The organism is Streptomyces sp. C, assembly GCF_000158895.1.
Taxonomy (GTDB): Bacteria; Actinomycetota; Actinomycetes; order Streptomycetales; family Streptomycetaceae; genus Streptomyces; species Streptomyces racemochromogenes.
In genome coordinates this window covers 5,565,737-5,587,565 of the sequence record NZ_GG657750.1, presented here as the reverse complement: position 1 = coordinate 5,587,565, position 21,829 = coordinate 5,565,737, and the positions used below count along the sequence as shown (strand labels likewise).

Annotated in this window: 20 protein-coding genes; 8 read left to right on the top strand and 12 right to left on the bottom strand. The window is 71.3% G+C overall.

Annotated elements, in window-relative coordinates:
- Positions 1-251 precede the first annotated feature (251 nt).
- The 4 genes from SSNG_RS25370 to SSNG_RS25355 all read left to right on the top strand — a co-directional run bounded on the left by SSNG_RS25370 (position 252) and on the right by SSNG_RS25355 (position 5,092).
- Positions 252-3,455, top strand: a complete 3,204-nt coding sequence (locus SSNG_RS25370) for a nitrate- and nitrite sensing domain-containing protein (protein WP_007266773.1) — start codon at positions 252-254, stop codon at positions 3,453-3,455.
- A gap of 10 nt (positions 3,456-3,465) precedes the next feature.
- Positions 3,466-3,879 (top strand): roadblock/LC7 domain-containing protein, encoded by a 414-nt coding sequence (locus SSNG_RS25365; RefSeq protein ID WP_007266772.1) that lies wholly within the window; start codon positions 3,466-3,468, stop codon positions 3,877-3,879.
- 93 nt (positions 3,880-3,972) lie between these two features.
- Positions 3,973-4,527 carry a DUF742 domain-containing protein gene (locus SSNG_RS25360; protein ID WP_042801871.1) on the top strand — a complete coding sequence of 185 codons (555 nt, stop codon included), beginning with the start codon at positions 3,973-3,975 and terminating at the stop codon, positions 4,525-4,527.
- Positions 4,508-5,092, top strand: coding sequence for an ATP/GTP-binding protein (locus SSNG_RS25355; protein ID WP_007266770.1), 585 nt, complete (start codon positions 4,508-4,510; stop codon positions 5,090-5,092). Before SSNG_RS25360 ends, SSNG_RS25355 begins: the two co-directional genes overlap by 20 nt.
- A 146-nt stretch (positions 5,093-5,238) precedes the next feature.
- Here SSNG_RS25355 and SSNG_RS25350 read toward each other — a convergent pair whose 3' ends face one another.
- Both SSNG_RS25350 and SSNG_RS25345 read right to left on the bottom strand, forming a co-directional pair.
- Entirely contained in the window at positions 5,239-5,439 is a 201-nt protein-coding gene (locus SSNG_RS25350) for an acyl-CoA carboxylase subunit epsilon (RefSeq protein ID WP_007266769.1), read from the bottom strand.
- A 23-nt stretch (positions 5,440-5,462) separates the two neighbouring features.
- The gene (locus SSNG_RS25345) at positions 5,463-7,046 is read right to left on the bottom strand and encodes an acyl-CoA carboxylase subunit beta (RefSeq protein ID WP_007266768.1); all 1,584 of its coding nucleotides are present in this window, start codon (positions 7,044-7,046) and stop codon (positions 5,463-5,465) included.
- A 251-nt stretch (positions 7,047-7,297) separates the two neighbouring features.
- Here SSNG_RS25345 and SSNG_RS25340 point away from each other — a divergent pair, with 251 nt between their 5' ends.
- Positions 7,298-7,921 (top strand): YceI family protein, encoded by a 624-nt coding sequence (locus SSNG_RS25340; RefSeq protein ID WP_007266766.1) that lies wholly within the window; start codon positions 7,298-7,300, stop codon positions 7,919-7,921.
- Positions 7,922-7,950: 29 nt separating this feature from the next.
- On the opposite strand, the gene SSNG_RS25335 is transcribed toward SSNG_RS25340, so the two are convergent.
- Entirely contained in the window at positions 7,951-9,330 is a 1,380-nt protein-coding gene (locus SSNG_RS25335) for a hypothetical protein (protein WP_042801869.1), read from the bottom strand.
- Between the two features lie 128 nt (positions 9,331-9,458).
- Between SSNG_RS25335 and SSNG_RS25330 the strand changes: the two genes are divergently transcribed.
- A complete protein-coding gene (locus tag SSNG_RS25330; RefSeq protein WP_129593336.1) occupies positions 9,459-9,959 on the top strand; it encodes a hypothetical protein in 501 nt (166 codons plus the stop codon).
- A 12-nt stretch (positions 9,960-9,971) separates the two neighbouring features.
- Here the strand turns inward: SSNG_RS25330 and cimA are convergent, their stop codons facing one another.
- From cimA to ureA, 5 genes are all read right to left on the bottom strand, one after another.
- Positions 9,972-11,594, bottom strand: a complete 1,623-nt coding sequence (gene cimA, locus SSNG_RS25325; protein ID WP_007266763.1) for a citramalate synthase — start codon at positions 11,592-11,594, stop codon at positions 9,972-9,974.
- Between the two features lie 345 nt (positions 11,595-11,939).
- A complete protein-coding gene (locus tag SSNG_RS25320; RefSeq protein ID WP_042801865.1) occupies positions 11,940-12,554 on the bottom strand; it encodes a TetR/AcrR family transcriptional regulator in 615 nt (204 codons plus the stop codon).
- Positions 12,555-12,583: 29 nt separating this feature from the next.
- Positions 12,584-13,630 (bottom strand): agmatine deiminase family protein, encoded by a 1,047-nt coding sequence (locus SSNG_RS25315; RefSeq protein ID WP_050779726.1) that lies wholly within the window; start codon positions 13,628-13,630, stop codon positions 12,584-12,586.
- A gap of 17 nt (positions 13,631-13,647) precedes the next feature.
- A complete protein-coding gene (locus SSNG_RS25310; protein WP_042804096.1) occupies positions 13,648-15,330 on the bottom strand; it encodes an urease subunit alpha in 1,683 nt (560 codons plus the stop codon).
- A gap of 56 nt (positions 15,331-15,386) precedes the next feature.
- On the bottom strand, positions 15,387-16,106 hold the full coding sequence (gene ureA / locus SSNG_RS25305; protein WP_007266759.1) for an urease subunit gamma: 720 nt from the start codon (positions 16,104-16,106) through the stop codon (positions 15,387-15,389).
- Positions 16,107-16,261: 155 nt separating this feature from the next.
- Here ureA and SSNG_RS25300 point away from each other — a divergent pair, with 155 nt between their 5' ends.
- On the top strand, positions 16,262-17,692 hold the full coding sequence (locus SSNG_RS25300; RefSeq protein ID WP_042801863.1) for a cytosine permease: 1,431 nt from the start codon (positions 16,262-16,264) through the stop codon (positions 17,690-17,692).
- Positions 17,693-17,727: 35 nt separating this feature from the next.
- Positions 17,728-17,889 carry a hypothetical protein gene (locus SSNG_RS42320; RefSeq protein ID WP_007266757.1) on the top strand — a complete coding sequence of 54 codons (162 nt, stop codon included), beginning with the start codon at positions 17,728-17,730 and terminating at the stop codon, positions 17,887-17,889.
- A gap of 86 nt (positions 17,890-17,975) precedes the next feature.
- On the opposite strand, the gene SSNG_RS25295 is transcribed toward SSNG_RS42320, so the two are convergent.
- The 4 genes from SSNG_RS25295 to SSNG_RS25285 form a co-directional block, all read right to left on the bottom strand.
- Positions 17,976-19,061 carry a branched-chain amino acid aminotransferase gene (locus tag SSNG_RS25295; protein ID WP_007266756.1) on the bottom strand — a complete coding sequence of 362 codons (1,086 nt, stop codon included), beginning with the start codon at positions 19,059-19,061 and terminating at the stop codon, positions 17,976-17,978.
- Positions 19,062-19,286: 225 nt separating this feature from the next.
- Complete coding sequence (locus SSNG_RS25290; RefSeq protein WP_007266755.1) at positions 19,287-20,327, bottom strand: 3-isopropylmalate dehydrogenase; 1,041 nt, start codon at positions 20,325-20,327, stop codon at positions 19,287-19,289.
- Positions 20,328-20,455: 128 nt separating this feature from the next.
- Positions 20,456-20,587 carry a hypothetical protein gene (locus SSNG_RS44935; protein WP_277752153.1) on the bottom strand — a complete coding sequence of 44 codons (132 nt, stop codon included), beginning with the start codon at positions 20,585-20,587 and terminating at the stop codon, positions 20,456-20,458.
- A gap of 264 nt (positions 20,588-20,851) precedes the next feature.
- Entirely contained in the window at positions 20,852-21,736 is an 885-nt protein-coding gene (locus SSNG_RS25285; RefSeq protein WP_007266753.1) for a LysR family transcriptional regulator, read from the bottom strand.
- Positions 21,737-21,829: the final 93 nt, after the last annotated feature.

The following is a 21,829-nucleotide window of genomic DNA, read 5'->3' as shown; positions in this document are numbered from 1 at the left end:
CAACACGGCCCGCCCCTCGTGTTCATAACGTTTCGACAGTGAATTGCAGTCAGGCGGACACTGCGTGCGTTCGGTCGGTGCCGCTGCGCGCACGGCGAGCCCTATTTTTGCCGCAGCTCGCTCTTTATGTCCGTTTTATGTGGGGCGTAAGGTTCTGTGAATGGCCGGATTCAACTGTTTGGAACACGGCGCTTAACCGTGCTGGAATTCAACGAACCAGCTAGTAGCACCGCCGAGAGGTTGTTGGTCGAGTGAGGCGAAGCAACTCGAGCCCCGCGGATGAACCCGCGCGAGGCAACTTCACCCCGCCGCCGCGCGCGGCCATGTCGCCCGTCGACGTGCCCGTGGAACCATCCACGAGCAGCGGAAGCACCAGCAAGCTCGCTCCCCGCAACTGGCGGGTGGCCACCAAGCTGAACGCCATCCTCATGGTTCCCGTCCTCGTCGGACTGGTCATGGGCGGCTTCCAGGTGAAGGGCTCGGTCGACAGCTGGAACGAGGCCAAGGACGCCGAGAAGACCGCGCGGATCGTCCAGGCCGCGGCCGAATACGGCCAGGCCCTCCTCAACGAGCGCGACCTCACCGCCGAGCCCCTCCTCAAGAACGACCGCAACAACGCCGCGGTCTCCAAGGCCTACGCGGCCACGGACGCGGCCAAGGCCAAGTTCGCCCAGGCCGCGAAGGACCTCCCGGCCAAGCAGGGCCTGGAGCGCCGCCTCGAACTCTTCCGCCAGGAGGAGCCGAAGCTGGAGCAGGTCCGCAAGACGGCCTACGCCGTCCCGGAGACCCAGAAGAAGAACCTCCCCTCTTCGGCCGGCCCCATCCCGACCGAAGAGGGCTACGTGCTGGTCCAGCACTACCTCATGCAGTTCTCCAACGAACTGGGCCTGGGCACCGGAAACGTCACCAGCTACGGCCGCATGGTCTACGCGGTCGAGCTGGCCAAGGCCGCGAACTCGCTCCAGCGCTCCGTCGGCACGCACCTGCTGGTGCGCCCGAACGAGAACGAGGAAGTCCGCAAGGCCCAGCTGGTCGCCTTCTCCTCCTACGCCTACCTCGAAGAGATCGCCATCGGCGAGTACGTCGCCGCCGGCACCGACGAGGACACCAACCGGCTCAAGGAGGTCATGGGCAAGAAGTCCCAGGAGGGTGCCGCCAAGCTCGCCCAGGCCAAGCAGGCCGCCGAGCAGTCCGGCACCGTCTTCAAGGCTCCGCCCGTGGTGAACGGCTCCGCCCTCACCGGCATGACCGAGGCGATAGCCGGCGGCGAGAAGCCCGCCAAGCTCGCCCTGAACGGCACCACCGCCCCCGCCTGGCAGGCCGCCGCCACCGCCAAGTTCGACGGCTACGCCGAGATCGAGAAGGAACTCCTCGACAAGGCCGTCAAGGACGCCGTCGCGGTCTCCGACAAGTCGCGCGGCGACGCCATCCTGACCGGCGCCATCGTGGTCGTGGCCCTGTTGGCCGCCTTCATCCTGGCCGCCATGATGGCCCGCCAGATGAGCCGCTCGATGCGCCGTCTGCGCAGCTCCGCCTTCGACATCGCCGAGCAGCGCCTGCCCTCGCTCGTCGACCAGCTCTCGCGCACCGACCCGGGCAAGGTCGACACCCGCGTGGAGCCGATCCCGATCACCTCCCGCGACGAGATCGGCGAGGTCGCCCGCGCCTTCGACCAGGTCCACCGGGAAGCGGTCCGGCTCGCCGCCGAGCAGGCGCTCCTGCGGGGCAACGTCAACGCGATCTTCACGAACCTCTCCATGCGCAACCAGTCGCTGATCGAGGGCCAGCTGACCCTCATCACCGACCTGGAGAACAACGAGGCCGACCCGGACCAGCTGGAGAACCTCTTCCGCCTGGACCACCTGGCCACCCGTATGCGCCGCAACGGCGAGAACCTCCTCATCCTCGCGGGTGAGAACCCGGGCCGCCGCTGGGACCAGCCGGTGCCCCTCGTCGACGTGCTGCGCGCCGCCTCCTCCGAGGTGGAGCAGTACGAGCGCATCGAGCTCTCGGGCGTCTCCGAGGCCGAGATCCACGGCCAGGCCGTGACCGACCTCGTGCACCTGCTCGCCGAGCTCCTGGAGAACGCCACCACGTTCTCCTCCCCGCAGACCAAGGTCCGCGTGACCGCCACGCGTCTGCCCGACGGCCGCGTGATGGTCGAGATCCACGACAAGGGCATCGGCCTCACGGCCGAGGACTTCGCGGACATCAACCACAAGCTGGCCAACCCGCCGACCGTGGACGCCGCGATCTCGCAGCGCATGGGTCTGTTCGTGGTCGGCCGGCTGGCGGACCGCCACAGCATCCGCGTCCAGCTGCGCCCCTCGGGCGAGGCGGCCGGCACCACCTCGCTGGTCATGCTCCCCGACGCCATCACCCACGGTGGCGGTGGCGAGGGCATCCCGGACGACGACTTCACCGTCTCCTCGATCATTCCGCAGCAGCAGGCCCAGCAGGCCGCCCCGCTGCGGACGGCCGCCGAGCTCGGCTTCGACGACTCCGCCTACGACGCCCCGGGCGCCCAGGGCGGCGACGCGAAGCCGGCGGACCCGGTCGTGCGGTCCCTGGGCCGCGAGGAGCGCCGGGCCGCGCTGGAGGCGCAGCTCAACTTCCCGCAGGCTCAGGAGCAGGAGCAGTACCCCGGCCCCGAGGCGCAGGACTATCCGGAACCGCAGCCGGAGCACGGGTACCAGGAGTACCAGGGCTACGAGCAGCAGTCCGCGCAGGGCTACGAGGCTCCGTACGACTCCCAGCAGCAGCCGGGGTCCTACGAGGCGTACCCGGAGCAGGACTACTCGTATCCGGAAGCCGGCTACCAGGACGGGCAGCAGCCCGCCCAGGCGTACGACGGCGGCTACGAGGACCAGTCCCAGCAGGTCGAGTGGCCCGGGCAGAACACCTACCCGGGCTCCTACCAGCAGGATTACGGGTCCGATTCGGAATCGCCCTCCGCTCCCGAACCGGCTCTGGACCGCGTAGGCTTCGACCGTCCGGGCGCCGCTGCCGACGCCGGTCACGAGTTGACCGGGGCGGGCCTGCCGCGACGCGGCAGCCAGCAGCAGTGGCAGCCGGCACAGCAGGAAGCGGAGTCCGCCGGATCCCTCTTCGAGCAGCGGCCGCAGCGTCAGCAGCAGGCCGCCGAACCGAAGCAGGATGTGGCGGAGGCAGCAGCCGGCGGGGGCTGGCGCTCGACGAACGACGAGCGCTGGCAGCAGGCCGGCAAGCTCCGTGAGCCGAAGGCGGGCGGGGTCACCTCGTCCGGTCTCCCTCGGCGCGTGCCCAAGGCCAACCTGGTCGAGGGCGCTGCGGAGACGACCCCGCAGGGAGGCCCCCAGGTCTCCCGCGCCCCGGAGGACGTCCGTGGCAGGTTGAGCAACCTGCGACGCGGTGTCCAGCAGGGACGCAGCGCGGGTTCCGAGCAGTCAGGTAACAGCTATGACCAGGAGCGTTAGTGTGAGCGCGATGAGCCAGGCGGCGCAGAACCTTAACTGGTTGATCACCAACTTCGTGGACAACACCCCCGGGGTGTCCCACACGGTGGTGGTCTCCGCCGACGGCCTTCTGCTGGCGATGTCCGACGGATTCCCGCGCGACCGCGCCGATCAGCTGGCGGCCGTGGCCTCCGGCCTGACCTCGCTGACCGCCGGTGCCTCCCGGATCTTCGAGGGCGGCGCCGTCAACCAGACCGTCGTGGAGATGGACCGCGGGTTCCTCTTCCTGATGTCCGTCTCCGACGGATCCTCGCTCGCGGTGCTCGCGCACCCCGAGTGCGACATCGGCCTCGTGGGCTACGAGATGGCCCTCCTCGTTGACCGCGCCGGCACGGTCCTCACCCCGGACCTCCGCGCGGAGCTGCAGGGAAGCCTTCTCAACTAGCAAACGGGCAGTGCGTTTCGCGTCATCGCACCGTAGGGTGCGGTGGCGCGGTTCCACAGGGAGTACTGCGTTCTTGGAGTCGGAGGAGGAAACGTGACAACACCCGGAGGACATCCTTATGGCGGCCAGCAGCCGCAGGGTGGGCACGACCAGAACCGCTTCAACTTCCCCTCCTCCCCCAGCCGGCAGATGCCGGAGCACAACCCCTACGCCCAGCAGCCGTACGGCCAGCCCCAGCAGCCCCAGGCGCCCCACCGGCTTCCGCAGCAGCCCCCCAGGGCCGCGCAGCCTCAGGCCCCGAAGGCGCACAACCCGCTGGTGCGCCCGTACGCGATGACCGGCGGCCGTACCCGGCCGCGCTACCAGCTCGCCATCGAGGCGCTGGTCAGTACCACGGCGGACCCCGCGCGCCTGCAAGGGCAGTTGCCCGAGCACCAGCGCATCTGCCGCCTGTGCCAGGAGATCAAATCCGTCGCGGAGATCTCGGCACTTCTCTCCATTCCTCTTGGTGTCGCCCGCATCCTCGTCGCCGACCTGGCGGAGGCGGGCCTTGTCGCCATTCACCAGCCCGGCGGCGACGAGTCTGCCGGCGGCCAGCCAGATGTGACACTGCTCGAAAGGGTGCTCAGTGGACTTCGCAAGCTCTAACGGCGGAGCGGCTCCGCGCTCCACCACCTCCGCGAAGATCGTGGTGGCGGGCGGCTTCGGCGTGGGCAAGACCACGTTCGTCGGCGCGGTCTCCGAGATCAACCCCCTGCGCACCGAAGCCGTCATGACCAGCGCCTCCGCGGGTATCGACGACCTCACCCACACCGGTGACAAGACGACCACCACGGTCGCCATGGACTTCGGCCGCATCACCCTGGACCAGGACCTGATCCTGTACCTCTTCGGTACCCCCGGACAGGACCGCTTCTGGTTCATGTGGGACGACCTCGTACGCGGCGCCATCGGCGCCGTCGTCCTCGTCGACACCCGCCGCCTCGCCGACTGCTTCCCCGCCGTCGACTACTTCGAGAACAGCGGCCTGCCGTTCGTCATCGCCCTCAACGGCTTCGACGGACACCAGCCCTACACCCCCGAAGAAGTACGCGAGGCCCTCCAGATCGGCCCCGACGCCCCCATCATCACCACCGACGCCCGCCACCGCGCGGACGCCAAGAGCGCACTCATCACGCTCGTCGAGCACGCCCTCATGGCCCGGCTCCGGTAAGCAGAGCGGAACCCCGCGGAAGGCCCCCGTGTCCGGGACACGGGGGCCTTCGCCGTACCCGGGGTCCGGTGTCCGGGGGCGCCGGGCACGCGGAAGGCCCCGCACCCTGGGGGTGCGGGGCCTTCCGGCGTTCGTGCGTGCGCTGCTCAGCCGCGCCAGCTGTGGGGGGCCTGGAAGCCCCGGCTGCGCTCCAGGCGGCGCCAGCCGGCCGTGGAACGGCTGGTGGCGGCGGCCTCCTCCGGGGTGGCGGCGGCGCGGGCGAGGAGGATCGCGGTGATCGCGGCCAGCTCCTCGGGGGCGGCGTTGCCCTTCTCGACCTTCAGCAGGGTGTCGGTGGCGGTGCTCATCGTCGGCAGGTCTCCTTCGCTCGTTACTGCGGCGGGTTGCCGTGCTTGCGAGACGGCAGATCGGCGTGCTTGGTGCGGAGCATCGCGAGGGCGCTGACGAGCACCCCGCGGGTCTCGGCGGGGTCGATGACGTCGTCCACGAGGCCGCGCTCGGCCGCGTAGTACGGGTGCATCAGCTCGGCCTTGTATTCCTTGACCATCCGGGCGCGCATCGCCTCGGGGTCCTCGGCGTCCGCGATCTGCTTGCGGAAGATCACGTTGGCGGCGCCCTCGGCGCCCATGACGGCGATCTCGTTGGTGGGCCAGGCGTAGGTGAGGTCGGCGCCGATGGACTGGGAGTCCATGACGATGTACGCGCCGCCGTAGGCCTTGCGCAGGATCAGCGAGATCCGCGGCACGGTGGCGTTGCAGTACGCGTACAGCAGCTTGGCGCCGTGGCGGATGATGCCGCCGTGCTCCTGGTCGACGCCGGGCAGGAAGCCCGGGACGTCCAGCAGGGTGACGATCGGGATGTTGAACGCGTCGCACATCTGGACGAAGCGCGCGGCCTTCTCGGACGCGTGGATGTCCAGGACGCCGGCGAGGTGGCCGGGCTGGTTGGCGACGATGCCGACGACCTGGCCGTCGAGGCGGGCCAGGGCGCAGATGATGTTGCGCGCCCAGCGCTCGTGGATCTCCAGGACGTCGCCGTCGTCGACGAGTTCCTCGATGACCTTGAGCATGTCGTACGGGCGGTTGCCGTCGGCGGGCACCAGGTCCAGGAGGACGTCCGAGCGCCGGTCGGCGGGGTCGGTGTTCTCGTGGACCGGCGGGTTCTCGCGGTTGTTCGAGGGGAGCATCGTGATGAGGTAGCGGACCTCGGCGATGCAGGTCTCCTCGTCGTCGTACGCGAAGTGCGCGACGCCGGAGGTCTCGGCGTGCACGTCGGCGCCGCCGAGGCCGTTCTGGGTGATCTCCTCGCCGGTGACGGCGCGGACGACGTCGGGGCCGGTGATGAACATCTGCGAGGTGTCCCGGACCATGAACACGAAGTCCGTCAGGGCCGGGGAGTACGCGGCGCCGCCGGCGCACGGGCCCAGCATCACCGAGATCTGCGGGATGACGCCCGAGGCCTTGGTGTTGCGCTGGAAGATGCCGCCGTAGCCGGCGAGGGCGGAGACGCCCTCCTGGATACGGGCGCCGGCGCCGTCGTTGAGGGAGACCAGCGGGGCACCGGCCGCGATGGCCATGTCCATGATCTTGTGGATCTTCGTGGCGTGGGCCTCGCCCAGCGCGCCGCCGAAGATGCGGAAGTCGTGCGCGTAGACGAAGACCGTGCGGCCCTCGACCGTGCCCCAGCCGGTGATGACACCGTCGGTGTAGGGCTTCTTGGCCTCCAGGCCGAAGCCGGTCGCCCGGTGCCGGCGGAGCTGCTCGACCTCCCTGAAGGAACCTTCGTCGAGCAGGAGCGCGATGCGCTCGCGCGCGGTCAGCTTGCCCTTGGCGTGCTGGGCCTCGGTCGCGCGGTCACTGGGGCCGCGCCGGGCCTCCTCGCGCAGGGAGTGCAGCTCGGCCACGCGCCCGCGGGCGTCCGTCGGCTCGCTCGGGGTCTGGTCCACAACGGTCATGTACCGACCTTACGAAGGGTGGCCATCAAAACCCTCCGTTGGTTCTACACAGTCTCGGACCCCGTCCGCTGTGCGGCCCGGACAGAACCTCCGAAGGATGCATGGACTCCCCCAGCAGGACCCTTCAGCCTTTGTGGGGGTCCAACAAAACGGCGACACCCCGACCCGAGAAGTTGAAATTTGAACGGAATGGGTCTAGCGTCGTTCTTGTTGAAAGTTGAACCAAACCACGGACTCCCCAGGAGGAAGTCATGGGCCTCTTCTCCCGCCGCAGCAGCCAGACCGTCGCCCCCGCCCAGCAGGGCCCGGTGGCCACGCTCCCCGTCGACCCGGCCCTCGCCGCCCTCACCGGCGACTACGCCATCGACGCCGCGCACAGCAGCATCGGCTTCACCGTCCGCCACGCCATGGTGACCAACGTCCGCGGCAGCTTCGCGCAGCACGAGGGCACCCTCCACCTGGACGGCGCCGACCCGTCGCGCTCCACCGCCTCCATCGACGTGCAGATCGCCTCGGTCAGCACCGGCATCGCCGACCGCGACGCCCACCTGCTGGGCAGCGACTTCTTCGACGCCGAGCTCTTCCCGCTGATGACCTTCCGCTCCACCTCGGCGGAGCAGCTGGGCGGCGACAAGTACCGCATCACCGGCGACCTGACGATCAAGGACGTGACGCGTCCCCTCGCCATCGACCTGGAGTTCGCCGGTACCGCCACGGACGTCTACGGCAGCGAGCGCGTGGGCTTCGAGGGCTCGGCCGAGATCCTGCGCTCCGACTGGGGCCTGACCTGGAACGCGGCCCTGGAGGCCGGCGGCGTGATGGTCAGCGACAAGGTGAAGCTGACCTTCGACATCTCGGCGGTCAAGCAGGCCTGACCACGGCCCGCGCGGAACCCCGGGGGCGGCTACCAGCCGCCCCCGCCGTCGAATCCGCCGCCCCCGTCGAAGCCGCCACCGCCGCCGAAGTCCCCGCCGCCGAAGTCGGACGGGTTGAAGTCGGCGCCGGAGACGTCCCCGCCCTCGAAGCCGCCGCCGTCGTAGCCGCCGTACCCGCCGCCGAAGTCCGAGGCGTACGCGGGAGTGGCCATCATCGAACCGAGCATCGTGCCCACCAGCAGGCCGGGCAGCATCCCGCCGCCGAAGTACCCGCCGGCCCAGGGGCCGTACGCCGGGCCGGCGTCGTAGTACGGCCGCCGGCCGTACTCCGTGTCCACGGTGCGCACCGCCGGGTCCAGCCCGTCGCGCAGCCGTACGGCATCCGCCGCGCAGACCGGTACGGTACGGGCCGCCCCTGCGGGCGGGGCCCAGGCCGCGTCCTCGGTGCTCGGCCCGTGGCGCGGGTCGAAGAAGCAGGGCACGCGGCGCTCGGGCAGCGGCCTGCCCTGACGGCGGGCGTCGAGGCTCGCGAGTGCGAACCGGCCGTCCTCCAGCGCCTGGGTCACCCCCTGCACCTCGTGCGGCTCCCGGACCGAGGACATGATCCGCTTGGCCTTCTCGTAGGAGTCCAGCCCCTTCTCGTAGTCCGCGCGCATGGCGTCGTCGGCGCCGGGCTCGCCGGGGTGGAAGTCGAGGCGTTCGAGTTCCTCGCCGAAGGCGGTGATGTCCTCGTCCACGACCACGCTCAGCCGGGCGACCGCCTCCTGCCGGGCCTCTTCCTTCTTCTTCCGGTTCCGCTTGACCAGCAGGTACGCGCCCCCGCCGCCGGCCAGGGCCACCGCGCCGAGGGCGATCACCGCCCCGGCCGAGGAGCCGCCGCCGCTGTCGGCCGCGCCGTCCCAGGAGGCCGGGGCCCTGCCCCTCATCTGCGGGAGTGCCTGGTCGACGAAGTTGTTCAGCTCGGTCGCGGCGTCCACGGCCCCGCCCGCCTTCACCGCGTCGGTGAGGTTGCGGACGGCGTTGTTCGGCATGACGGCCCGGTCGGCCCCGGCGTCGAAGCCGTCACCGAGCCGGATGGCGTAGAGCCCGGTGATCCCCGTCCCGGTGCGGACCGTGCGCAGCACGCTGTCGGCGGGGAAGGCGGGGGTGGCGGGCAGCACGGCGACGAAGAGCGGCTTGCCGGCCGCCTTGATCTTGGCGGCGAGGGCGTCGGCCTGGGCCGGCGACAGCTGGGCCGCGGCGCCGGGGTCCACGTAGACGGGCCCCTTCTTGAGCGCCTCCGCCACGGCGGCGGTCCCCCCGTCGGCGGCGGCGGCCCGCGGGGCGGCCCCGAGCGCGCCGACGGTCAGCACGAGCAGCAGACCGGACAGCACCGATCGCATGCGTACGGATATCAGCCTGGTCCTCATACCGACGACGCTACCCGAACCGGTCATTTCCTGTGTGAGCGGGACATAAGCCCTTCGCTGCCTTCACGAGACCCCGCCCGCGTAGCCTGCCGCCAGGGGGTGGGCCGATGAGACGCGCATGGCGTGGGGTGGCTCTGGCACTGGCGGGAGCGGGGATGCTCTCGGGTTGTTCGGCGGCCGATCTGCCGCTGATCTCGGTCGGCATCGGAGCCGACGGAACGCCGCAGGTCACGATGGCGCCGTGCGGCGACGACGCGATCGGCACCGCGGACTTCTTCGTCCACGACGCTCCGGCGTCCGGTGCGCCGCAGCCCACCGTGACGACACCGTCGACGGCCTCGGAGGACGGCTGGATGGCCGGCGGCTCCCCACTCGCCGCGGGGCGGGTCACGTTCCCCCTCTTCTCCCCGCCGGCCACGTGGGCGGTCCGCGAGTGGGGTGCCGAACGGAGCCTCAAGCCCGGCCGCAGCTACAGCCTGAGTTTTCACCCGCCGGGTTTCGCCGACTACTCGGGGACGGTCCACTTCACCGCCGAGGACCTCGCCCGGCTCGGGCCCGGCAAGGTCTGGGCCGGCGGCAGGGCGATGTCCCCGAAGAAGTTCCGCAAGCTCGTCGCGGACAAGTGCTGACCCCCTGCCGGACTATTCGGCCGGTTCCACGCCCGCGTGCAGGAGGCCGAAGGTGTAGGCGTCCTCCAGGGCCTGCCAGGAGGCCGCGATGACGTTGGGGGCGACGCCCACCGTGTTCCACTCGCGGGTGCCGTCCGTCGTGGCGATCAGGACGCGGGTCGTGGACTCGGTGCCGTGCTTGCCCTCCAGGATGCGGACCTTGTAGTCCACCAGCTCGAACTTGGCCAGCTGGGGGTAGAAGCGCTCCAGCGCAACCCGCAGGGCCCGGTCGAGGGCGTTGACCGGGCCGTTGCCCTCCGCAGTGGCGACGATCCGCTCGCCCTTGGCCCGCAGCTTGACCGTGGCCTCGTTGGCGTGGGTGCCGTCGGGGCGGTCCTCGACGATGGCCCGCCAGGACTCCACGCGGAAGTACTTGCGCGCCCGGCCCTCGGCCTCGGCGCGCAGCAGCAGCTCGAAGGAGGCGTCGGCGGCCTCGTACGTGTAGCCCGCCAGCTCGCGCTCCTTGACCCGCTCGACCACGCGGGCGATCAGCGCGCGGTCCCCGCCGAGGTCGACCCCGAGCTCCTTGCCCTTGAGCTCGATGGAGGCCCGGCCGGCCATGTCGGAGACCAGCATGCGCATCGTGTTGCCGACGCGCTCGGGGTCGATGTGCTGGTACAGGTCCGGGTCGACCTTGATCGCCGAAGCGTGCAGGCCCGCCTTGTGCGCGAAGGCGGAGACGCCGACGTACGGCTGGTGCGTGGAGGGGGTGAGGTTGACGACCTCGGCGATGGCGTGGGAGATGCGGGTCATCTCGCCGAGCGCGCCCTCGGGCAGGACCTTGCGGCCGTACTTGATCTCTAGCGCGGCGACGACCGGGAAGAGGTTGGCGTTGCCGACGCGTTCGCCGTAGCCGTTCGCGGTGCACTGGACGTGCGTGGCGCCCGCGTCGACGGCGGCCAGGGTGTTGGCGACGGCGCAGCCGGTGTCGTCCTGGGCGTGGATGCCGAGGCGGGCCCCGGTGTCGGCCAGCACGGTCGAGACGACGGCGGTGATCTGGGCGGGGAGCATGCCGCCGTTGGTGTCGCAGAGGATGACGACGTCGGCGCCGGCCTCGTGCGCGGTGCGGACGACGGACTTGGCGTACTCGGGGTTGGCGCGGTAGCCGTCGAAGAAGTGCTCGCAGTCGACGAAGACGCGCCGGCCCTGGGCGACGAGGTGGGAGACGGTGTCGCGGACCATCTCCAGGTTCTCGTCGAGGGTGGTGCGGAGCGCGAGTTCGACGTGCCGGTCGTGGGACTTGGCGACGAGGGTGATGACCGGCGCGCCGGACTCCAGGAGGGCCCGCACCTGCGGGTCCGAGGCGGCGTCGCCGCCGGCCCGGCGGGTGGCGCCGAAGGCGACGAGCTGGGCGTTCTTGAAGTCGATCTCGGCCCGGGCGCGGGCGAAGAACTCGGTGTCGCGGGGGTTGGCGCCCGGCCAGCCGCCCTCGATGAAGCCGACTCCGAACTCGTCCAGGTGCCGCGCGATGGTCAGCTTGTCCGCGACCGTGAGGTTGATGCCCTCACGCTGGGCGCCGTCGCGCAGGGTGGTGTCGAAGACGTGGAAGGCGTCGTCGAGGGCCGCTGTCGGCTGGGTCGCCTCTGTCGTCGTCATGCTGATCTGACTCCTGTCGGATGAGTGGTTCCGGAGACCGGGGATCCACTGCCCCCATCATCGCGCGCCGCCCGCTTCCGGCATGTTTCTGCCCTTGGAAACGAAAAGACCCCTCGCGGGTGCGAGAGGTCTGCGCGCGGGTCTGAGGCACGGTGGCCGCTGCCGCGGAGGTCGTCCACGGTTTCAGCGGTCACAGAGGACCGGCGCGCTGCTGTCCATAATCATGAGCTGAGCAGACACGCTCGCAGTGTGTCACACGGCCCGTCGCCGGTGGACGCCGGTCTCAGCATGCGGGCACCCGGCGTCCGTCAGGCGGCCGCCGCCGGTGGGAGCCCTGCACACGGCCTAGTCGGCGAGGGTTTCGGCGAGGAACTCCGCGACGTGTTCCAGGATGTCCTCGCGCCCTATGCCGGGCAGGCCCACCGCTACCTGGATGCTGAACCCGTCGAGCAGGGCCCGCAGCCTGGACGCGAAGCGGTCGGGGTCCACCGCGCGGAACTCGCCGCGCGAGATGCCCTCGGCGAGCAGGGCGACCAGGTCGCGGTGCCAGGCGCCCTCGATGGCGGCCTGCCGTTCGCGCTCCTGGGGGCCCGCGTTCTGGGACCGGTTCCAGACCTCCAGCCACAGGGTCCAGTGCGGGTCCCGGGCCCCGTCCGGCACGTACAGGTCCACGTACGCCCGTACGCGCTCGCGCGCCGGGCCGCGACGGGCCAGCAGGGCCCGCCGCTCGCCGCCCAGGGCCGCCTCGCTCCACTCCAGGGTCTGCAGCAGGAGCTCGTCCTTGCTGCCGAAGTAGTAGAGGAGGTGGCCGCTGCTCATGCCGACCTGGCGGCCCAGGCCGGCCATGGTCAGGCCCTCCAGTCCGCGCTCGGCGATCGTGGCCATGGCGGCGGCGAGTACGTCCTCGCGCGGGGGCGCGTTCTTGCGCGCCGCCCGTACCGGTACTCCACCCGCCACCATGGTCACTCCTTCACGAGGTCCGCCTCGGGTCAGACCTTCGGCTGCTGCTGGGTGATGCAGTGGATACCGCCACCCCCGGCGAAAATCGTACGTGCGTCAACGAGCGTCACGGTCCGCTCGGGGAACAGTCCGCGGAAGATCTCGGCGGCCTCCTCGTCCCGCGGGTCGTCGAAGGCGCACAGCACCACACCGCCGTTGCAGAGGTAGTGGTTGATGTACGAGTAGTCCACCCACTCGCCGTCCTCCTCCAGCACGGTCGGCGCGGGGACCTCCACGACCTCCAGCAGCCGGCCCTTGGCGTCGGTGGAGGCGCGCAGGAGGGCGGCGATGGTCTTGCAGCGCTCGTGGTCCGGGTGGGCCGGGTCGGGCTGGGTGTGGACCATGACCACGCCGGGGCGGGCGAAGGCGGCGACGATGTCCACGTGGCCCTGGGTGCCGTAGGTGCCGTAGTCGCCGGCCAGGCCGTAGGGCAGCCAGATGGCCTTGGTGGTGCCGAGGTGGGCGTGGATCTCCTCCTCGACCTGCTGGCGGGTCCAGCCGGGGTTGCGGCCCTCGCCGAGCTGCACGGTGTCGGTCAGGAGCACGGTGCCCTCGCCGTCGACGTGGATGGCGCCGCCCTCGTTCACCAGGCGGGTGCTGTAGGTGCGGGTGCCGACCACGTCGGAGATGTGCCGGGCGATCTTCGAGTCGTGGTCCCAGCGGGCCCACTCCTGGGCGCCCCATCCGTTGAAGGTCCAGTCGACGGCGGCGAGCTCGCCGGCGTCGTTGGTGACGAAGGTCGGACCGATGTCGCGCATCCAGGCGTCGTCGAGCTCCTGCTCGACGAGCTGGACGTCGTCGCCGACGATCGCGCGGGCGCTCTCGGCGTCGCCCGGGGAGACGACGAGGGTCACCGGCTCGTAGGCGCGCACGGCGCGGGCGACGGCACCCCAGGCCTGGCGGGCCTCGGCGAGCTCCTGCTCGTTGGTGAAGGTGGGGTTGGGGCTGGGCCAGGCCATCCAGGTGCGCTCGTGGGGGGTCCACTCGGCGGGCATCCGGAAGCCGTCGGTCACGGGCTTGGCGTGCTGTGCAGTCATGGCGGGGTCCTTACGGCTTACAGGAAGTAAAGGCGGTTGAGGGAGACCGAGTCGGCCGCTTCGGAGCGCAGCGGTTCCCCGTCGAGCGAGACGAGTCCGCTGCGCGCGTCCACATCGACCGCGCCCACCCGGGAGTTGAGGAGCATGTCCTTGGGGCCGATGCCGCGGGTGCCGCGTACGGCGACCCGGCGGCGCCTGGTCGGCATCGCGTCGCTGCCCAGGGCTGCCGCGGCGGCGGAGACGAAGGCGACGGAGATGTCGGCGGCGGTGGCCCCGTACGAGCCGAACTGGGGGCCGAGGACGAGCGGTTCGCAGGTGTCGGTGGCGGCGTTGGGGTCGCCGGTGACTCCGTACGCCGGGAATCCGGACTTCAGCACCAGCTGGGGCTTGGCGCCGAAGAACTGGGGGCGCCACAGGACGATGTCGGCGAGCTTGCCGATCTCGATGGAGCCGATCTCGTGCGCCAGGCCGTGGGCGATGGCCGGGTTGATCGTCAGCTTGGCCATGTACCGCAGGACGCGGGCGTTGTCGTCGCCCTCGCCGTCGCCGTCCAGCGGGCCCAGCTCGCCCTTCATCTTGGCGGCCATGGCGAAGGTGCGGCGGATCGTCTCGCCGGCCCGGCCCATGCCCTGGGCGTCGGAGGAGGTGATGCCGATGGCGCCCAGGTCGTGCAGGACGTCCTCGGCCCCCATCGTCCCCGCGCGGATCCGGTCGCGGGCCATCGCCGCGTCGCCCGGGAGGTCCGGCTTGAGGTCGTGGACGGAGACGATCATGCCGTAGTGCTCGGCGACCGCGTCCCGGCCGAAGGGCAGGGTGGGGTTGGTGGAGGAGCCGATGACGTTCGGCACGCCCGCCATCTTGAGCACGTTGGGCACGTGCCCGCCACCGCAGCCCTCGATGTGGAAGGCGTGGATGGTGCGGCCTTCGAGGACGCGCAGGGTGTCCTCCACGGAGAGGCACTCGTTGAGGCCGTCGGAGTGCAGGGCGACCTGGACGTCGTGCTCCTCGGCCACCCGCAGGGCGGTGTCCAGGGCGCGGGTGTGGGCGCCCATGTCCTCGTGGACCTTGAAGCCGGAGGCGCCGCCCTCGGCGAGGGCCTCGACCAGCGGAGCGGCGTCCGATGAGGAACCGCGCGCCAGGAAGCCGATGTTCACCGGCCAGGCGTCGAAGGCGTTGAAGGCGTGCTTCAGTGCCCAGGGGGAGTTGACCCCGACGCCCCAGACGGGGCCGAACTCCTGGCCGATGACGGTGGTGACGCCGGCGGCGAGGGAGGCCTCCATGATGCGCGGGGAGAGCAGGTGGACGTGGGTGTCCACGGCGCCGGCGGTGGCGATCAGGCCCTCGCCGGAGACGATGCTCGTGCCGGTGCCGACGACCACGTCGACCCCGTCGAGGGTGTCCGGGTTGCCGGCCCGGCCGATCGCGTGGATGCGGCCCTCGCGGATGCCGATGGAGACCTTCCTGATGCCGAGGACGGCATCGATGACGAGGACGTTGCTGATCACGACGTCGCAGGTCTCGCGGACGGCGGCGCCCTTCAGGTGCAGGCCGTCGCGCGCGGTCTTGCCGAAGCCGGCCAGGAACTCGTCGCCGGGCTTCTGGGCGTCGTGCTCCACCCGCACGGTGAGCCCCGAGTCGCCGAGCCGGACCCGGTCCCCGGCGCGGGGGCCGAAGACGGAGGCGTACTCGTGCGGGTCGATGTGGCGGCTGCCGGGGGCGCAGTGCGCGCTGTGGTCGGTGTGGGGGGTCTGACGGCTCACGCCTGGTCTCCCTGCGGGTCGTCTTCGGTGGTGGCGGCGGCGCCGAGGTAGCCGCAGGCGGCGGCGCGGGCCAGGGCCTGCTCCTTGGCTCCGGGTGCGTCCAGGGGCCCGTCCACCAGGCCGGCGAAGCCGATGGCGATCCGGTCGCCGCCGATCGGGACCAGCCCCACCTCGCCCTCGCCGTGCGGGTCGAAGCGGACCGAGGAGCCGGCTGGCACGCACAGCCGCATGCCGTAGGCGGCGGCGCGGTCGAAGTCGAGGCGGGGGTTCGCCTCGAAGAAGTGGAAGTGGGAGGTGACGCTGACCGGCACGGACGCGGTGTTGCGCACCCGCAGGTGCACCCGCGGTTCGGGCTGCGGCGCGCCGGGGCCGGGGACGACCGCGCCGGGGGCGTCGGCGCCGAGGGAGACGGCGCCCTGGATGGGCGCGGAGACCACCGCGAGGCGGGACCCGTCGTCGAAGACGGCCTCCACGTGGACCTCGGTGACCACGTCGGCGACGCCGGGCAGTACGTCGTCGGGGCCCAGGACGCTCCGGGCCTCCTCGATGGCCTCGGCCAGCCGCTTGCCGTCGCGCGCGGCCTCGCAGACCGTGTCCGCGATCAGCGCCGTGGCTTCGGGGACGTTGAGCCTGAGGCCCCGGGCCCGACGGGCCCTGGCCAGTTCCGCGGCGCTGCGCAGCAGCAGCCGGTCGCGCTCCGTAGGGGTCAGCCGCACGCCGATCCACCACCTTTTGACTCGATGGGTTAGAGCATCACTCTAACTCTTCATTCCCTCGCAATGAAGCATTGACCTGGGGCCAGGACTCAGGTCACATTGAATGACGCTCAAACGAATGCGCAACCACCCCCGCCCTGCCAAGGGAGCCCCCCATGCCCATCGAACAGCGCGGAGTCGACACCATCCCGGAGGAGGAGCGGACGAGCGGTCCCCGTGACCTGATCTCGATCCTCCTCGGCTCCAACCTCTGCCTCGGCGTGATCGTCTTCGGCTGGCTGCCCCCGTCCTTCGGGCTCGGCCTGGTGCCCTCCGTCACCGCCATCGTGACCGGCACCCTCGTCGGCATCGCCTTCACCGCGCCGCTCGCCCTGGTGTCGCTGCGGACCGCGACCAACCTGTCCACCTCCAGCGGCGCCCAGTTCGGCGTACGGGGGCGGCTGGTCGGCTCCGTGGTCGGCCTGCTGCTCTCCCTCGGCTACACCGCGCTCACCCTGTGGATCGGCGGCGACGTGATGGCCGGGACCCTGTCCCGGCTCACCGGGCTGCCCGACACCGGCCTCACCCGGGCCCTGATGTACGGCGCGCTCGCCGCGTGCACCGTCGTCGGAGCCGTCTTCGGCTACCGGCTGCTGCTGCGCATGAGCAAGGTGCTGTCCATCGCCATGGTGGTCCTGCTGGCCGTCGGTGTCGTCGCCTACGCCCCCCACTTCACCGCCGCCGCCCCGCCGGACACGGAGTACCTGCTCGGCTCGTTCTGGCCGACCTGGCTGCTGGCCGCCGTCGCCGCCGGGCTCAGCGGGCCCGTCGCGTTCATCACCCTGCTCGGCGACTACACCCGCTACGTCTCCCCGCGCCGCCACGGCTCCCGCAAGGTGTTCTGGGCCACCTGCCTCGGGCTGCTGTTCGGCCTGCTGCTGCCGCAGCTGTTCGGCACCTACACCGCCCTGGCCGCCCGTGCCGGGGCCGACTACGCCGGGCCGCTCGTGGCGGCCGCGCCCTTCTGGTACCTCGTGCCGCTGCTGGTGGCCGCGGCGGCCGGCTCGGTGGGCAACGCCGGGCTGATGCTCTACTCCATGGGCCTGGACCTGGACGCCATCATCCCGAAGGCCACCCGCACGAAGGCCACCGTGATCGCCGCCGCCGTGGCCACCGCGTTCGTCTTCTTCGGCTCCTTCGAGTGGGACGTGCAGTCCGCGATGACCTCCTTCGTGCTGCTGCTCACCGCGATCGGCACCCCCTGGGCCGTGATCACCCTGATCGGCTTCGTCCGCTGCCGCGGGGTCTACGACGCCGACGCCCTCCAGGTGTTCAACCGTCGGGCCCGCGGCGGCGTCTACTGGTACAGCGGCGGCTGGAACCTCCGCGCCACCGCCTCCTGGGCGGCGGGCGCGGTCGTGGGACTGGCGGCCGTGTCGACCCCGGTGTACGAGGGCCCTCTGCTGGCGCTCACCGGCGGGGTGGACTGTAGTTTCATCCTGTCGGGGCTGGTCGGAGGCGCGGTGTACGCAGCGCTGACCGTCCGGCCGCAGGCGGCACCGGCCGCCGCCCCGACGGCGGAAGCAGTGATGGCGGCGGCCGACTAGGACAGGAGTCGCCGCGTACGACACGGGGAGGCGTCGTGGAAGAGCTCGCATACGTGGCGACGAAGATCGTCAAGGGGATGGCCGGCCTGGCCTACCTGATCGGCGACGGCCTGTCGGCCATGACCGGCTCGGAGGGCCCGGTCCAGGGCGGCGGGAAGAAGGACGACGAGAAGAAGAAGAGGGAGGAGGAGCGCTGACCACGCTCCTCCCGCCCCGCCCCGCCGCAAGGCCGAAGGCCCCCGCGCAGCAGCGCGGGGGCCTTCGGGCGTCTCGGGGGGCCCCCTTAACCGAGCGGGTGCATCCAGCCGTGGGTGTCGGCGGTGTGGCCGGTCTGGAGGTCCAGGAGCGCCTTGCGGAGCTTCATCGTGACCTCGCCGGGCTGCCCGTCGCCCTGGGTCCAGTTGGCGCGCTCGGACTTGACCGAGCCGACCGGGGTGATCACGGCGGCGGTGCCGCAGGCGAACACCTCGGTGAGGGTGCCGTTCTCGTTGTCGCGCTTCCAGTCCTCGGTGGTGATCCGGCCCTCCTCGGCGGTGTAGCCGAGGTCGCGGGCGATGGTGAGGAGGGAGTCGCGGGTGATACCGGGGAGGAGCGAGCCGGTCAGCTCCGGGGTGACGATGCGGTCGCCGTACACGAAGTACAGGTTCATGCCGCCCATCTCCTCGATCCAGCGGTGCTCGACGGCGTCCAGCCAGACGACCTGGTCGCAGCCGTGCGAGGCCGCCTGGGCCTGGGCGACGAGGGAGGCCGCGTAGTTGCCGCCGGTCTTGGCGGCGCCGGTGCCGCCCTTGACGGCGCGGACGTACTCCTCGGAGAGCCAGACGGAGACGGGCTTGACGCCGCCGGGGAAGTAGGCGCCGGCGGGCGAGGCGATGACCATGAAGAGGAACTCGTTGGCCGGGCGGACGCCCAGACCGACCTCGGACGCGAACATGAACGGGCGCAGGTACAGGGAGGCCTCGCCGGAGTCCGGCACCCAGGCGCGGTCCTGCTTGATCAGGGCGTCGCAGGCCTCGATGAAGAGGTCGGCCGGCAGCTCCGGCATCGCCATGCGGCGGGCGGAGGCCTGGAAGCGCTCGGCGTTGGCGCGCGGGCGGAAGGTGGCGACGGTGCCGTCGGGCTGGCGGTAGGCCTTGAGGCCCTCGAAGATCGTCTGCGCGTAGTGCAGGGTCATGTTCGCGGGGTCGATCGCCAGCGGGGCGTACGGGACCAGCTCGGCGTCGTGCCAGCCGCGGCCCTCGGTCCACTTGATCGTCACCATGTGATCGGTGAAGTGGCGGCCGAAGCCGGGGCTGGCCAGGATCGCCTCGCGCTCCGCGTCGGACAGCGGGTTCGAGGAGGGCTTGAGCTCGATCGTGGGCGTCGTCATGAGTGCTTGTCCTTCACCGGTTGGGTATGGCGGACCGCGCTCATGCGTACTAGGACGTCCGAGCTTCCCCGTATTCCGCGGCCTCGCGTTCGATTATCGCGCGCGGGCAGGCTTCGGAGAAACGGGGCTTTAGCGGCCCAGGGGAGATGGTGGCACCGGGGGCCGCGCAGGAGAAGCCGCCAGGTCCCTTTGTGACCTGGCGGCTTCCTGGGTGGAACGGCCGGGTCAGCCGGCTACTCGCGCGGCGAGGGCGTCGCCGATCGCGTCGGTGGAGCGGAAGGTGCCGTCGCGCTCGGCCAGGTCGGCCGAGACGGCGTCCTCGATGCGGACGGCCTGGTCCTCGTAGCCGAGGTGGCGCAGCAGGAGGGCGACCGAGAGGATCGTCGCGGTCGGGTCGGCCTTGCCGGTGCCCGCGATGTCGGGCGCCGAGCCGTGGACGGGCTCGAACATGGACGGGAAGGCGCCGGTCGGGTTGATGTTCCCGGAGGCGGCCAGGCCGATGCCGCCGGTCACGGCCGCGGCCAGGTCGGTGAGGATGTCGCCGAAGAGGTTGTCCGTGACGATGACGTCGAAGCGCTCGGGCTGGGTGACGAAGAAGATCGTCGCGGCGTCGACGTGCAGGTAGTCGGTGGTGACCTCGGGGTACTCCTGGCCGACCTTGTCGAAGATGTTCTTCCACATGTGGCCCGCGTACACGAGGACGTTGTTCTTGTGGACGAGCGTCAGCTTCTTGCGGGGGCGGGCGTTGGCCCGCTCGTACGCGTCGCGCACGACGCGCTCCACACCGTAGGCGGTGTTGACGCTGACCTCGGTGGCGACCTCGGCGGGGGTGCCGGTGCGCAGGCTGCCGCCGTTGCCGGTGTACGGGCCTTCGGTGCCCTCGCGGACCACGACGAAGTCGATCTCCGGACGGCCGGCGAGCGGGGTGGCCGTGTTCGGGAACAGCTTCGAGGGGCGCAGGTTGATGAAGTGGTCGAAGGCGAAGCGGAGCTTCAGCAGCAGGCCGCGTTCGAGGACGCCCGACGGGACCGACGGGTCGCCGATGGCGCCCAGCAGGATCGCGTCGTGGTGCTTGAGGGCCTCCAGCTCCGCGTCCGGGAGGGTCTCACCGGTGCGGTGCCAGCGCTGGGCGCCGAGGTCGTACTCCTTGGTCTCCAGCTTCACATCCTGGGGCAGGACCGCGGTAAGGACCTTGAGGCCCTGAGCCACGACTTCCTGGCCGATGCCATCACCGGGGATCACTGCGAGATTGATGCTGGTCGACATGTCGGAACCGTACTCCGTGTCCCAGCCCTCAGACATATCGCGTCCAGCATTCGGACCAACGGGGGTCGGCTGCGGGCGCGGTGCGCCGGGTGCGGGCGGGCTGGGCGGCGGAGCTGCCGGGAGACCGGTCAGTGGCCGGTCGAGCCGCCGTTGTCGCGGCGGTCCAGGGCGCGCTGGAGGGCGGCGGCGGCGTTCTTGCGGTCGGCGTCGGCCGGGGAGGTGTGGCGGACGCGGCGGGCTGCGGCGGTGGTGGGGGTCATGGTGATCGACTCCTTGGGATCACGGCGTGGCGGGGCCACGGATGAGGGGTGTTCCTTCAAGGCGCCGGAAGAGGCGGGGGGCCGTGCGCCGCAGGGGTTGCCTGCCAGTGGGCGCGCGCCCTCGACCGCCATTCGCAGGATCAGCGAGACGTTCGGCTCCTACAAAGCTAGGGCAGGTCCGGCTGTATGTCTCCGCAATTACTCGGACTTCCTAGTATCTGAGATGGGAAACCCCCCGAAGGGAGCCTTCCGCAGGTTCCGTTTTCAGGCCTTCGCGGCCCTGAGTTCCCTGATCAGAGCCCTGACGGCGAGAGTCGACGCCAATTCCGTCGTGGTGACGTATCCCACCTGCCTCACCGGCCTCCGGGGCCCCAGGGCGGTGATCTCGACGGTGTCCGGGGCCTCCCGCAGCGACAGCTCCGGCATGATCGCCATGCCCAGGCCCCGGCCGACCATCGTCAGCACCATGGCGTCGTCCTCCGCCTTCACGGTGGCCCGCGGGATCCAGTCCTGGGACCGCCACCACGCCCGGGTGTAGGAGCCGCAGTTCTCGTCCCAGTCCAGCAGCGGCAGCGCCTTGGGATCCGGGTGCCCGGCGGGGTGCACCAGGGCGTACGCCTCCTCCGCCAGCACCCCGGTCAGCAGCCCCGGCGGTACGTCCTCCCGCGCGCCCAGCGTCGCGATGCCCAGGTCCGCCCGGCCCGCGGCCACCTCCCCCGCCGTGCCGGCGCCGAGCTCGCGCACCACCCTGACCTCGGGCCGGATGCCGGGGTGCAGCACGGCGAGCCGCTCCAGCGCGGGCGGCAGCAGGTGCAGGGCCGCGCTGCGGAAGGCCGCGACGCGCAGCACCCCCTCCACCGCCTCCCGCCCGGCGGGGGCGCGGGCCGCGCCGCGCGCCTCCGCGCCCAGCACCTCGTACAGCCGCAGGATGCGCCGGCCCAGCGCGACGGCCCGCTCGCCGGCCGGGGTGGGCGAGGCCCCGGTGCGGCCGCGCTCGAAGAGCACCGCGCCGACCTTGCCCTCGCTGCCGCGCACCGAGTGCGAGACGGCCGACTGGCTGACCCCCAACGCGGCGGCCGCGGCGGAGAATCCGCCCGTGTCGGCGACGGCGACCAGGACCCGGAGTTCCTGCGGGGCGAGCTCGGCCACTGGTTCCCACCTCGGTGTATGAGCCGCTTTCATGGATGTGCGGCTTCCATGAGGGCCCCCCCTGCCCGGCCGGGGGATTCCTTCCTAGGTTCG